We start from the raw sequence: 12,911 nt of genomic DNA, 5'->3' as shown, positions 1-12,911 counted from the left end.
CCGGTCAGACGTAGCGCTCGAGGATGCTGGACTCGGCCAGCCGGGACAGGCCCTCGCGGACGGCCCGCGCCCGCTGCTCCCCGACGCCGTCGACGGCCATGAGGTCGTCGATGCCGGCCGCCAGGAGCTTCTGCAGGCCGCCGAAGTGGGTGACCAGCCGCTCGACGATCGCCCCCGGGAGCCGGGGCACCTTCGACAGCAGGCGGTACCCGCGGGGGCCGACCGCCGCGTCCGGGGTGTCCCCGCCGCCCGGCAGCCCGAGCACGCGCGCGATGAGGGCGATGTCGAGCAGCTCGGTCGAGGTGAGCGAGGCCAGCGCGTCGAGCGCGGCGCCGGCGTCCGTGGCGTCGGCGCGCTGCGGGTCGAGGTAGTCGCGGGCGACGAGCTCCCGGTCGGCGCCCAGGCCGCCGACGAGCTCGTCGAGCTGCAGCGTGAGCAGGCGACCGTCCGTCCCGAGCTCGACGACGTAGCCCTCGATCTCCTCCGAGATGCGGCGGACCATCTCGAGGCGCTGCAGCACGGCGGACACGTCGCGGACCGTCACGAGGTCCTCGATCTCGAGCGCCGAGAGCGTGCCGCTGACCTCGTCGAGGCGGGACTTGTAGCGCTCCAGGGTGGCCAGCGCCTGGTTCGCGCGGGACAGGACCGTCGTCGTGTCCTCGAGCGGGTAGCGCTGACCGTGCACGTAGAGGGCGACGATCCGCATGGACGCGGACACGGACACCACGGGGAAGCCGCTCTGCTTCGACACGCGCTCCGCGGTGCGGTGCCGGGTGCCGGACTCGGACGTCTCGATGGAGGAGTCGGGCACGAGCTGGACGTTGGCGCGCACGATGCGGCTGATGTCCTTGTCGACGACGACGGCGCCGTCCATCTTGCACAGCTCGCGCAGGCGGGTGGCCGAGAACTCGACGTCGAGGACGAAGCCGCCGGAGCACATCGCCTCGACCGTCCGGTCCATGCCCAGGACGATGAGGGCACCCGTGCGGCCGCGCAGGATCCGCTCGAGGCCGTCCCGCAGCTCGGACCCGGGCGCGACGGCGGCCAGCGTCGAGCGCAGGAGGTCGTCGGTGCCGGGGGCTGCCACGGGGAGCATGGTACGGGCGGCACCCCGCGGCACGGCAGCGCCGCCCCGCGACGGGGGCGTGCTGTCCGCAAGCGGACGGGCCGCGGTCGGCGGCGGGCGGTCGCCGACCGCCGTGCCGAGCGGTGCCGGCGGCGCCGCGCTCCTCACCGGCCGCCGCCGGCGAGCCCGAGCGCGCCCACGGCGCCGGCCAGGTCCGCGACCGCGTGCACCTGCAGCGTGTCCGGCGCGGTGAGCCCCTCGACGCCGTGCGCCGGGACCACCGCACGGGTGAAGCCCAGCCGCGCCGCCTCCGCCAGCCGCCGCCCGAGCCCCGACACCGTCCGCACCTCGCCCGCCAGCCCCACCTCCCCGACGGCGACGAGCCCGCGCGGCAGCGCGAGGTCCTCGCGGCTGGACAGGGCCGCCAGCGCCAGCGCGAGGTCCGCCGCCGGCTCCACCGCACGGGCACCGCCGACCGTCGACAGGTACACGTCCTGGTCCGCCAGCCGCGTCCCGAGCCGGCGCTGCAGGACGGCCAGCACCATGGCCAGCCGGCTGCCGTCCACCCCGCTCGTCGTGCGGCGGGGGTTGGGGGCCAGGCCCGGCGCGACGAGCGCCTGCACCTCCGTGGCCAACGGGCGGCGTCCCTCGAGGCTGACCGTCAGGCACGTGCCGGGCACGTGGTGCAGCGCCTGGCTGACGAACAGGCCGCTCGGGTCCGACAGCCCGACGATGCCCTGCTCCGACAGGTCGAAGCAGCCGACCTCGTCCGTCGGCCCGTACCGGTTCTTCGTCGCCCGCAGCAGCCGCAGCCGCGAGTGCCGGTCCCCCTCGAACTGGCAGACCACGTCGACGAGGTGCTCGAGCGTCCGCGGCCCCGCCACGGACCCGTCCTTCGTCACGTGCCCGACGAGCACCACGGGCATGTCCCGCTGCTTGGCCGCGCCGATGAGGGCGGCCGCCACCTCCCGCACCTGCGCGACGCCGCCCGGCGCGCCCTCCACCCGGTCGGAGGCCACGGTCTGCACGGAGTCCACGACGAGCAGGTCCGGCGCGACCTGCTCGACGTGGCCGAGCACCGTGGCCAGGTCGGTCTCGTCGGCGAGGAGCAGCGACGGGTCCAGCGCCCGGATCCGACCGGCGCGCAGGCGCACCTGGCCCGACGACTCCTCGCCCGTGACGTAGAGGACGCGACGTCCGCCGCGCGCGGCCCGGGCCGCGACGTCGAGCAGGAGGGTCGACTTGCCCACCCCCGGCTCGCCCGCGAGCAGCACGACCGCCCCGGGCACGAGGCCGCCGCCGAGCACGCGGTCCAGCTCGTCCACGCCCGTGGGGCGCGCCCGGGCGGTCTCCACGTCGATCTGGTCGATCGGCCGGGCCGGGGAGCGCGTGGGCGCCGCCGCCACCGTCCGCGGGGCGCCGCCGCCCGGCCCGGCATCCTCCTGCACGGTGCCCCACGCCTGGCACTCGCCGCAGCGCCCGACCCACTTGGACGCGCCCCAGCCGCACTCCGTGCACCGGAAGGCGGGGCGGCCGGTCCGGTCGCCGCGGCGGACGCTCGTCGATGTCATGGCGGCGACCGTAGACGGACCCTCCGACACGGCCGGGCGCGACCCTCCCGCCGGCCCGGCGGACGGTGCCGCCGTCGGTAGGCTGCGGGCCGCCGAGCGGCACCGGCCGGGCGGCGCGGCCGGATCAGCGGTGCCAGGACGAGCGGGGGACGCGATGAGCACGGGGACGGCTGACGGCACGGGCGCGACGGCCGGCACGTCGACCGGCACGTCGACCGGCACGGCGACCGGCACGGGACGGCGCCGGCGGCTGCCGTGGGTCGTGGGCGGCCTGCTCGCGCTCGTGGCCGCGGGGCTCGCCGCGTGGCTGCTGCTCGGCCCGGGGCGGGAGGTCGTCGGCGCGGCCCCGGCACCGACGGTGACGGTGACCGCTCCCGTGCCGACGTCCACCGGGGTGCCCGCGGAGCGCCCGGCCGCGACCGCGCTCACCGCCGTGCTGCCCGGCACGCTGCGTGCGCACGCCCTCGTCGGGTCGGTCGCCGACACGACCTGGCCGGGCCAGGGCGCCGTGGAGGCGTGGGCGGACACCTACGACGGCGGGGTGGCCGTGCGGGTGGGGCAGTGGGCCACCCCCGAGGAGGCCGCCGCCGTCGGCGACCCGCTCGTCGGCGCCCTCGTCGGCGCCGGAGGTGACGGCGCCCGTTCCGGCGACGTCCCCGTCGCGGACGCGGCCGCCGGGCGCTGGGCGGTCGCGGACGGCGTGGCCGTGGACGCGGCGGGCACCCCGGTGCCGACGGAGGGCGTGTCCAGCGCGGCGTGGTGGAACGGCACGGTCGTCGTCGTCCTCGTCGCCCCCACGGCCGAGGTCGACGCGCTCTGGGCGGCCTACCCGCTCTGACCGGCCGCGACCGGGGCGGGCCGCGGCACCCCGTGCGCCGGGAGCGTGACCGTGAAGGTCGTGCCGTGCCGGCCGTCGGGCCGCTCGCCCGCCACCGCGCTCTCGACGGCGATGGCGCCGCCGTGCGCGCCGACGACCGCGTCGACGATGGCCAGCCCGAGCCCCGTGGTGCCCGACGCGCGGTTGCGCGAGGCGTCGCCGCGCGTGAAGCGCTGGAACAGCCGGTCGCGCAGGGCGGGGTCGATGCCCGGCCCGTCGTCGGCCACCACGAGGCGCACGCGCGCGCCGTCCGCGCGGGCGCCCACGGTGACGACCGTGCCCGGCGGCGTGTGCAGGCGCGCGTTGGACAGGAGGTTCGCGAGCACCTGCCGCAGGCGGTCCTCGTCGCCCCGCGCCAGCACGTCGGGCGGCTCCTCGTCGTCGCCGGTCCCGAGGTCGAGCCGCCAGACGTGGTCGCGGCCGGCCGCGTGCGCGTCGGCGACGGCGTCCACCGCGAGCGCGACGAGGTCCACGCTCCCCTCCGCGAGCGGCCGGCCCGCGTCGAGGCGCGCCAGCAGCAGGAGGTCCTCGACCAGCGCGGTCATGCGCCGGGACTCGGACTCCACGCGCGCCAGGGCCTGGCGGGCGTCGGCGGGCAGGGTCTCGGGTGAGCGGCGCACGAGCTCCGCGTACCCGCGGATCGAGGCCAGCGGGGTGCGCAGCTCGTGCGAGGCGTCGGCGACGAACTGCCGCACCTGCGTCTCGGAGGCCTGCCGGTCGGCCAGCGCCCGCTCCACGTGGTGCAGCAGGCCGTTGAGCGCCGCCCCGACCTGGCCCACCTCCGTCGCGGGGTCGGTGTCGGCCGCGGCGACGCGCTCGGGGATCGCCACCTCCCCGCGCGAGAGCGGCAGCGCGGCCACGCGCCGGGCGGTGGCCGCGACGCGGTCGAGCGGCCGCAGCTCCCGCCGCACGAGCAGCAGCCCCACGACGACGCCGACGCCGAGGACGACGAGCGCGACGAGGACCTGGACGAGCACGTAGCCCTCGACGGTCGTGCCGACGTCCGACAGGGACAGGCCCGTGACGACGAGCCGGCCGTCGTCCGTCGACGTCGCCAGGACGCGGTAGCCGCCCAGCCCGGCCACGTCCACGGTGACCGGCCCGCCCCCGGCCGGCACCGCGAGGAGCCGGTCCGCCTGGGCGTCCGTGAGGGCGACGAACGTGCCGCTCTCGGCGGAGTAGTAGCCGGCCTGCTCCACGACGCCGTCGTCCGCGTACAGCGCCAGCGTGCCGACGTCCTGGGGCGGTGGGCCGCCGGGGCCGACGACGCCGTCCCCGACGACGCCGTCCCCGACGACGCCGTCCCCGACGACGCCGTCCCCGACCGGGCCGCGCTCACCACCCGGCCCGAACCGGCCCGCCCGGTCGCTCGCCTGCACGAGCCGCTCGTCGAGCTGGTCGACGAGCGAGCCCCGCAGCGCGATCGTCGAGACGACGCCCGTCGTCGCCGCGCTGGCGACGAGGAGCAGCACGAGCACGGCGACGAGCCGGCGTCGCAGCGTCCAGCGCCCCGGCACGCGGGCGGGCCGCGACGCCACGACGCTCAGGCGCCCGGCTTGAGCACGTAGCCGACGCCGCGCAGCGTGTGCAGCATCGGGGTGCGCCCCTTGTCGATCTTGCGCCGCAGGTAGGACACGTACAGCTCGACGATGTTGGCCTGGCCGCCGAAGTCGTACTGCCACACGCGGTCGAGGATCTGCGCCTTGGACAGCACCCGGCGCGGGTTGCGCATGAAGTAGCGCAGCAGCTCGAACTCCGTGGCCGTCAGGTGGATGTCGTCGCCGCCGCGGGACACCTCGTGGGAGTCCTCGTCGAGCCGCAGGTCGCCGACGACGAGGACCGAGTCCTCCTCGACGGCCGTCGCGCCCGCACGGCGCAGCAGCGCGCGGAGGCGCGCCACGACCTCCTCGAGGCTGAACGGCTTCGTGACGTAGTCGTCGCCCCCGGCCGTCAGGCCGGCGATCCGGTCCTCCACCGCGTCCTTGGCGGTGAGGAACAGCACCGGGACGTTCGGCTGCGTCGCGCGGATGCGGCGCAGCACGTCCAGCCCCGACAGGTCGGGGAGCATGACGTCGAGCAGGATGACGTCCGGCTCGAGCGTCTTCGCGTGCCGGATCGCGGACTGGCCGTTGAGCGCGTGCTCGACCTGCCAGCCCTCGTAGCGCAGGGCCGTGGCCAGCAGCTCGGCCAGCGTGGGCTCGTCGTCGACGACGAGGGCGCGCACGGGCGAGCCGTCGGGGCGGGTCAGGACATCGGGGCGCCGGGCGGTCATCGTCGTCATGCCTCTCACTCTGGGCGCACGACCTGTAGCGCTGCTGGTCGGACCCTGTGAGGTTGCTGGGGAAGACCGGGGCCGCCGACGAGGGGCCCGCGCCCGCACGGCCCTCCGCGACGACCCATCGGCACCCTCCGCGGACCGGTGAGTCCTCACCAGGGGCTTCACCGGTCCGCCACGTCCGGCCCACGGACCCTGCACGCACGCCTCACGGCCACCGCACGCCGCGCCCCACCCGCCCGGCGCAGCCCGCCGTACGCTCGTCGGGTGACGGCCCCCACCAGCGTGATCGCCCCCGGCGACCGCCCGGCAGGCCCGGCCCGCGGGACGCGGCCCGGGCTGGCGGCGCTGTGCCTGCTCGTCGCCGCCGCGGCCGCCGCGGGCGTGCTGGCGCTGCACCGGCTGCTCGTCGGGACCGCCACCGGTCAGGGCGTCGACCAGCTCGCGTGGGAGGGCGCCCTGCACGGGCAGAGCCGGCTGTGGGGACCGGCGACCGCCGTGCTGGAGGTGGTGTCCGTCGGGTTCATCGCCGCCGTGCTGCTGGCCGCGGCGACGATCGCGGTGGCGCGCCGGCGGCCGTGGCTCGCCGTGCAGGTCGCGCTGCTCATGGGCGGGGCGAACGTCACGACGCGGGTGCTCAAGCACCACCTGCTCGAGCGCCCCGACCTCGGCATCGGCTCCTACGACGAGAACACCCTGCCGAGCGGGCACACCACCGCGGCGGCGTCCGTGTCGGCGGCGCTGCTGCTCGTCGTGCCGCCGCGGGTGCGGCCCGTCGTGGCGGTGCTCGGCGCGGGCTACACGGCGGCGACCGGCGTGTCGACGCTCGTCGGGCAGTGGCACCGGCCCTCGGACGTCGTCGCGGCGCTGCTGGTGGTGCTGGCGTGGGGTGCGGTGGTGTGCGCGCTCGTCGCGCTGCGGCCGACGGTCCGGCCGACGGTCGGGCCGACTGTCCGGCCGGTGGTGGGACGAACGCGCACGGGGCGTGCGCCGCGGCGGACGGCGGCCGGCGTGACCGGCGCGACGCTGCTGGTCGGCGCGCTGGCGGCGGGGGTCGCCGGCGCGCTGGCGCTGGGCTGGACGGCCGCGCAGGTGCGGGCGGGGGAGGTCGTCGAGGACCGCACGGGGCTGCTCACGGCCTACGCCGGGGGCGCCGCGGCCTCGGTGGCCGCGACCGCGCTGGTCTTCGGCCTGCTGCTCCTGCTGCGCGAGGCGGCGGGCCGCCCGTCGTGGCGAGCCGCCCGCGGGCCGTCCCCAGCCCCGGGGACGGGCGCCGGGGTCGTCGGGACGGGTGGTCCGGCGGCGCGGGCCCGCGGGGCGGCGGCGTAAGGTCGGCGCGTCGCGGCCCCAGGGGGCGGGCGGCGGCAGGGGGACGAGGGGTCGGCGCGCCGCGCGCCGGCGGACAGGACTGGGAGACATGGCCGCAGGACGCAAGCTCGTCATCGTCGAGTCACCGGCGAAGGCGCGCACGATCGCCGGCTACCTCGGGGACGACTTCGAGGTGGAGGCGAGCGTGGGGCACATCCGTGACCTGCCGCAGCCGTCCGAGCTGCCCGCCGACATGAAGAAGGGCCCCTTCGGCAAGTTCGCCGTCGACGTCGAGCACGGCTTCGAGCCGTACTACGTCGTCGACGCGGACAAGAAGAAGAAGGTCGCCGAGCTCAAGCGGGCGCTCAAGGAGTCCGACGAGCTCTACCTCGCCACGGACGAGGACCGCGAGGGCGAGGCCATCGCGTGGCACCTGCTGCAGGAGCTCAAGCCCAAGGTGCCCGTGCACCGGATGGTCTTCCACGAGATCACGCGCGAGGCCATCCAGCGCGCGCTGGGCGCCACGCGCTCGCTGGACGAGCGGCTCGTGGACGCGCAGGAGACGCGACGCATCCTCGACCGCCTCTACGGGTACGAGGTGAGCCCGGTCCTCTGGCGCAAGGTCGGCAAGGGCCTGTCCGCCGGCCGCGTGCAGTCCGTCGCCACCCGGATGGTCGTGGAGCGCGAGCGCGAGCGGATGGCGTTCGTCGCCGCGGACTACTGGGACGTCACCGGCACGTTCGCCGTGGCGGACGAGGCGGAGCCGACCTTCTCCGCCCGTCTCACACAGGTGGGCGGCCGCCGCGTCGCGTCCGGCCGGGACTTCGACGACCGGGGCCGGCTGCGCTCCGCGGAGGCCGTGGCGCTCGACGAGGGTGCCGCGCGTGCCGTCGTCACCGGCCTGGCCGACGCCGACGTCCGGGTCCAGAGCCTCGAGACCAAGCCGTACACGCGCCGCCCGGCCGCACCCTTCACCACGTCCTCCCTCCAGCAGGAGGCGGGCCGCAAGCTGCGCATGAGCGCCCGGCAGACCATGCGCACGGCGCAGGGCCTGTACGAGAACGGCTACATCACCTACATGCGGACCGACTCGCCCGTGCTGTCCTCGCAGGCGATCGACGCCGCGCGGCGCCAGGCGGCGGAGCTGTACGGGCCGGAGTACGTGCCCGACGCGGCCCGCGTCTACGCGAGCAAGGCCAAGGGCGCCCAGGAGGCGCACGAGGCCATCCGCCCCGCCGGTGACTCCTTCCGCACGCCGGCGCAGGTCGCGCGGGAGCTGTCGGGGGACCAGTTCCGCCTGTACGAGCTCATCTGGAAGCGGACCGTCGCCTCGCAGATGGCCGACGCCCGGGGGCAGACGGCCTCCGTGCGCCTCGCCGCCGACGCCGCGCTGCCGGACGGCGCCACCCCCGTCGTGTTCTCCGCCTCCGGGACGGTCATCACCTTCCGCGGCTTCCTCGCCGCGTACGAGGAGAGCCGCGACGTCGACCGCTACGACGTGGCCGCCGCCGAGGGCGACGCGGCGCGGGCCGAGGGCAAGGGCGACGCGCGCCTGCCGCAGATGGCGCAGGGCGACGCCCTGACGGCCGCGGACCTCACCGCCGACGGCCACCGGACCTCCCCGCCGCCGCGCTACACGGAGGCGAGCCTGGTCAAGGCGCTCGAGGAGCGCGGCATCGGCCGGCCCTCGACGTACGCCGCGACCATCTCCGTCATCCAGGACCGTGGCTACGTCACCTCCCGCGGGCAGGCGCTCGTGCCGTCGTGGCTGGCGTTCGCGGTCGTGCGGCTGCTCGAGGAGAACTTCGACCGCCTCGTCGACTACGACTTCACGGCGACGATGGAGCAGGACCTCGACGAGATCGCGGCGGGCGGCCGCGACCGGCGCGACTGGCTCACGAGCTTCTACTTCGGGGACCGGTCGGGGACGGTGGAGGCCGGCGGCCTGCGCGGCCTCGTCGAGAACCTGGGCGACATCGACGCCCGCGAGGTGAACTCCATCGAGATCGGCGACGGGGTCGTGCTGCGGGTGGGCCGCTACGGCCCCTACCTCGAGGACACCGCCGGCGTCACCGGCACGGCGGAGGACGGGTCGCCCCGGCGCGCGTCGGTGCCGGAGGAGCTGGCCCCCGACGAGCTGACCCTCGAGAAGGCGCTGGACCTGCTGCGCACGGAGCCCGAGGGCGACCTCGTGCTCGGCCAGGACCCGACGACGGGCACGACGATCGTCGCCAAGAACGGCCGCTACGGCCCGTACGTCACCGAGCTGCTGCCCGAGCCCGAGCTGGACCCGGGCCTGTCGGCGGCCGCGCGCAAGCGGGCGCTGGCCGCGGCTCCCAAGCCGCGCACGGCCTCGCTGTTCAAGTCGATGAACCTGCAGACCGTGACGCTCGAGGACGCGCTGCGTCTGCTCTCGCTGCCGCGCGTCGTCGGCACGGACCCGGAGACGGGCGCGGAGATCACCGCGCAGAACGGCCGCTACGGGCCCTACCTCAAGCGCGGCACGGACTCGCGCACGCTGACGTCGGAGGAGCAGCTGCTCGACATCACGCTCGAGGAGGCGCTCGCGGTCTACGCCCAGCCCAAGCGCGGGCGGGGCGCCACAGCCGCGCCGCCGCTGAAGGAGCTGGGGGAGGACCCGACGAGCGGCAAGCCCATCGTCGTCAAGGACGGCCGGTTCGGCCCCTACGTGACGGACGGCGTCACGAACCGCACGCTGCCGCGCGACGCGAGCCCCGAGTCGCTGACGCGGGAGCAGGCGATCGAGCTCCTGGCGGAGAAGAGGGCGTCGGCCCCGGCGAAGAAGAAGCCCGCGGCCAGGAGGTCCACCGGCACCCGGACGAAGGCGACGAGTCGGTCCTGACCGCTAGGTTGACGCGCATGGCACGCACCGAGGACCCGCGCACCGCCCCGTCCGTCCGCTGGGGCATCATCGGCACCGGAGGGATCGCGGCGGCCTTCGCCGGCGCGGTCCGGGAGCACACCCGCAGCCAGCTCGTGGCCGTCGGGTCGCGACACCGCGACCGGGCGACGCGGTTCGCCACGGCGCACGGCATCCCGACCACCCACACCAGCTACCGGGCACTCGTCGAGGACCCGCAGGTCGACGTCGTCTACGTGGCCACCCCGCACTCCGAGCACCGGGAGCACGCGCTGCTGGCCATCCGGGCCGGCAAGCACGTCCTGGTGGAGAAGGCGTTCACGCGCAACGCGGCGGAGGCGCGCGAGGTGCTCGACGCGGCGCGCGAGGCCGGCGTCTTCGTCATGGAGGCCATGTGGACGCGGTTCCTGCCGCACGTGGCCGCGCTGCACCAGGTCATCGAGGCGGGGGAGATCGGCGAGGTCGTCCACGTCCAGGCCGACCACGGCCAGTGGTTCGCGTACGACCCGCAGCACCGGCTGTACGACCCGGCGCTGGCCGGCGGCGCCCTGCTCGACCTGGGCGTCTACCCGGTGTCGTTCGCGCACATGATGCTCGGCAAGCCCGACGCGATCACGGCCGTCGGGGCGCTGACCGACACGGGCGTCGACGGCCAGGTCTCGATGGTGCTGTCCTACGGCGAGCGGGTGCAGGCGACGCTGGCCACCACGTTGTGGGCCCGCACGCCCACCACCGCCTTCGTCTCCGGGACCGAGGGCCACGTGGCCGTCCGCGGCCCGTTCTACGCGCCCACCTCCTTCGAGGTCCGACGCCGCGACGGGCGCGTGTGGACCTTCGACCAGCCGTCGGCCCGCGGCCTGCAGTACGAGGCGGCCGAGGTCGCACGGCAGGTGGCGGCCGGCGCGACCGAGAGCCCGCTCAACACGTGGCAGGACACGCTCGAGGTCATGGAGGTGCTCGACGAGGTGCGCCGGCAGGTCGGGGTCGTCTACCCCGGCGAGCCGACCGGCGGGGAGTGAGCGCGCCCGCAGGCGTCTTCGTCTCCTTCGAGGGCGGGGACGGGGCCGGCAAGTCGACGCAGGTCCGGCTCCTCGGCGAGTGGTGCGCGGCGCTCGGCCGCGAGGTGGTGCTCACGCGCGAGCCGGGCGGCACGACGCTCGGCCTCACGCTGCGCGAGGCGGTGCTGCACGGCGACCACGTCGACGCGCGCACCGAGGCCCTGCTCTACGCGACCGACCGGGCGCACCACGTCGCCAGCCTCGTGCGGCCCGCGCTCGAGCGGGGCGCGGTCGTCATCACCGACCGGTACCTCGACTCGTCGGTCGCCTACCAGGGGTCCGGCCGCGACCTGGGTGCGGAGGAGGTGGAGCGTCTGTCGCTGTGGGCCGTCGACGGGCTGCTCCCGCACGTCACCGTGCTGCTCGACGTCGACCCGGAGGTCGGCCGCGGCCGGCTCACCGACGCGCCGGACCGGCTGGAGAGCGCCGGGGAGGAGTTCCACCGCCGCACGCGGGCGGCGTTCCTCGAGCGCGCGGCGGCCGAGCCGGGGCGCTGGCTCGTCGTCGACGCGTCCGCGGCCGTCGAGGAGGTGGCGGACCGCGTCCGCGCCGGCGTCGTCGAGCGGACCGGGCTGGGGGCGGACGCGGCCGAGGGCACGGGCACGGGCGTCGGCACGGGCGTCGGCACGGGTGTCGGCACGGGCGTGGGCACGCCGTCGGAGCCGGTGTGAGCGTCTGGGACGAGCTCGTCGGGCAGGAGCCGGCCGTCGCGGTGCTGTCGGAGGCCGCGGCGGACCCCGCCCGGATGACGCACGGGTGGCTGCTGACCGGGCCGCCGGGGTCGGGACGGTCGAACGCCGCGCGGGCGTTCGCGGCGGCGCTGCAGTGCCCCCGCGGCGGCTGCGGCGTCTGCCACGACTGCACGACGACGCTGTCCGGCGCGCACCCCGACCTGGAGGTCGTGTCCACCGAGGGCGTCGTCATCCGGGTCGACACGGTGCGGCCGCTCGTCGCCCTGGCGCAGCGCGCGCCGGCGCAGGGGCGGTGGCGCGTGATCGTCGTCGAGGACGCGGACCGGCTCAACGACTCCAGCGGCAACGTGCTGCTCAAGGCGATCGAGGAGCCGCCCCCGCGGACGGTGTGGGTGCTCTGCGCGCCGAGCCCGCAGGACGTGCTCGTCACGCTCCGGTCGCGCACGCGGCACGTGGCGCTGCGGGTACCGCCGGTCGACGCCGTGGCCGGGTTGCTCGTGCAGCGGGACGGCGTCGACCCGGACCTGGCCGTCACGGCGGCCCGCGCCGCGCAGAGCCACGTCGGCGTCGCCCGACGGCTCGCCCGGGACGCCGAGGCCCGCGCGCGCCGCGCCGCCGTCCTCGGCGTGGCCGCGCGCATCCGCGGCGTGGGGGACGCCGTCCTCCTGGCGGGGGAGCTCGTCGAGACGGCGCAGGCCGACGCCACCGCGGCGACGGGTGAGCGTGACGCCGCCGAGCGCGCCGAGCTGCTGCGCGTGCTGGGCGTGGACCCCGGCGCGCCGACGCTGCCGCCGGCCGTCCGCGCCCAGGTGCGCGCGCTGGAGGAGGAGCAGAAGCGCCGCGCCACCCGCGCGCTGCGGGACGTGCTGGACCGCGCGATGGTCGACCTGCTCTCGCTCTACCGCGACGTCCTCGTGGTCCAGCTCGACGCCGGGGTGGACCTCGTCAACCTCGACCACGACGAGGACGTGCGCGCCCTCGGGGCGGCGAGCACGCCGGAGCAGACGCTGCGCCGGATGGACGCGGTCGGCCAGGCGCGCACCCGCCTGGCCGGCAACGTGGCCCCGCTGCTCGCGGTCGAGGCGATGGCCGTCGCGCTGCGCCCGCAGGGCTGAGAGCACGGCGTCCGCAGGGCTGAGAGCCGGGTGCTCGTCGCCGGGACGGCGGCCGGACGCGTCGGCAG

Annotated in this window: 10 protein-coding genes; 6 read left to right on the top strand and 4 right to left on the bottom strand. The window is 76.7% G+C overall.

Going from position 1 to position 12,911, the window contains the following annotated elements; genetic code table 11:
* Positions 1-4: 4 nt before the first annotated feature.
* Both disA and radA read right to left on the bottom strand, forming a co-directional pair.
* Positions 5-1,096 carry a DNA integrity scanning diadenylate cyclase DisA gene (gene disA / locus BM048_RS04865; protein ID WP_090031311.1) on the bottom strand — a complete coding sequence of 364 codons (1,092 nt, stop codon included), beginning with the start codon at positions 1,094-1,096 and terminating at the stop codon, positions 5-7.
* A gap of 134 nt (positions 1,097-1,230) precedes the next feature.
* On the bottom strand, positions 1,231-2,637 hold the full coding sequence (radA, locus tag BM048_RS04860; RefSeq protein WP_090031141.1) for a DNA repair protein RadA: 1,407 nt from the start codon (positions 2,635-2,637) through the stop codon (positions 1,231-1,233).
* Positions 2,638-2,791: 154 nt separating this feature from the next.
* On the opposite strand from radA, the gene BM048_RS18055 reads away from it, so the two are divergent.
* Positions 2,792-3,475, top strand: a complete 684-nt coding sequence (locus BM048_RS18055; protein WP_175499281.1) for a hypothetical protein — start codon at positions 2,792-2,794, stop codon at positions 3,473-3,475.
* On the opposite strand, the gene BM048_RS04845 is transcribed toward BM048_RS18055, so the two are convergent.
* The gene (locus BM048_RS04845) at positions 3,463-5,052 is read right to left on the bottom strand and encodes a sensor histidine kinase (RefSeq protein WP_090031136.1); all 1,590 of its coding nucleotides are present in this window, start codon (positions 5,050-5,052) and stop codon (positions 3,463-3,465) included. The two genes, BM048_RS18055 and BM048_RS04845, sit on opposite strands and share 13 nt — an antisense overlap.
* A 5-nt stretch (positions 5,053-5,057) precedes the next feature.
* Positions 5,058-5,795, bottom strand: a complete 738-nt coding sequence (locus BM048_RS04840) for a response regulator transcription factor (RefSeq protein ID WP_090031135.1) — start codon at positions 5,793-5,795, stop codon at positions 5,058-5,060.
* Positions 5,796-6,056: 261 nt separating this feature from the next.
* Between BM048_RS04840 and BM048_RS04835 the strand changes: the two genes are divergently transcribed.
* The 5 genes from BM048_RS04835 to BM048_RS04815 all read left to right on the top strand — a co-directional run bounded on the left by BM048_RS04835 (position 6,057) and on the right by BM048_RS04815 (position 12,843).
* Positions 6,057-7,118, top strand: coding sequence for a phosphatase PAP2 family protein (locus BM048_RS04835; protein WP_090031133.1), 1,062 nt, complete (start codon positions 6,057-6,059; stop codon positions 7,116-7,118).
* 88 nt (positions 7,119-7,206) lie between these two features.
* The gene (gene topA / locus BM048_RS04830) at positions 7,207-9,960 is read left to right on the top strand and encodes a type I DNA topoisomerase (RefSeq protein ID WP_090031131.1); all 2,754 of its coding nucleotides are present in this window, start codon (positions 7,207-7,209) and stop codon (positions 9,958-9,960) included.
* A gap of 17 nt (positions 9,961-9,977) precedes the next feature.
* Positions 9,978-10,997 carry a Gfo/Idh/MocA family protein gene (locus BM048_RS04825; protein WP_090031129.1) on the top strand — a complete coding sequence of 340 codons (1,020 nt, stop codon included), beginning with the start codon at positions 9,978-9,980 and terminating at the stop codon, positions 10,995-10,997.
* Positions 10,994-11,707, top strand: coding sequence for a dTMP kinase (tmk, locus tag BM048_RS04820; protein ID WP_090031127.1), 714 nt, complete (start codon positions 10,994-10,996; stop codon positions 11,705-11,707). Before BM048_RS04825 ends, tmk begins: the two co-directional genes overlap by 4 nt.
* On the top strand, positions 11,704-12,843 hold the full coding sequence (locus BM048_RS04815) for a DNA polymerase III subunit delta' (protein ID WP_090031126.1): 1,140 nt from the start codon (positions 11,704-11,706) through the stop codon (positions 12,841-12,843). Before tmk ends, BM048_RS04815 begins: the two co-directional genes overlap by 4 nt.
* The last annotated feature ends 68 nt before the right edge of the window (positions 12,844-12,911 follow it).

Source organism: Cellulomonas marina (genome assembly GCF_900111925.1).
Taxonomy (GTDB): Bacteria; Actinomycetota; Actinomycetes; order Actinomycetales; family Cellulomonadaceae; genus Cellulomonas; species Cellulomonas marina.
The sequence above is the reverse complement of the archived record's forward strand: the minus strand, read 5'-3'. Positions and strand labels throughout refer to the sequence as shown.

Coding starts and splice junctions, on each gene's coding strand:
- radA (WP_090031141.1), bottom strand. CDS start 2,637: ATGACATCGACGAGCGTCCGCCGCGGCGACCGGACCGGCCGCCCCGCC.
- disA (WP_090031311.1), bottom strand. CDS start 1,096: ATGCTCCCCGTGGCAGCCCCCGGCACCGACGACCTCCTGCGCTCGACG.
- BM048_RS18055 (WP_175499281.1), top strand. CDS start 2,792: ATGAGCACGGGGACGGCTGACGGCACGGGCGCGACGGCCGGCACGTCG.
- BM048_RS04840 (WP_090031135.1), bottom strand. CDS start 5,795: ATGACGACGATGACCGCCCGGCGCCCCGATGTCCTGACCCGCCCCGAC.
- topA (WP_090031131.1), top strand. CDS start 7,207: ATGGCCGCAGGACGCAAGCTCGTCATCGTCGAGTCACCGGCGAAGGCG.
- BM048_RS04825 (WP_090031129.1), top strand. CDS start 9,978: ATGGCACGCACCGAGGACCCGCGCACCGCCCCGTCCGTCCGCTGGGGC.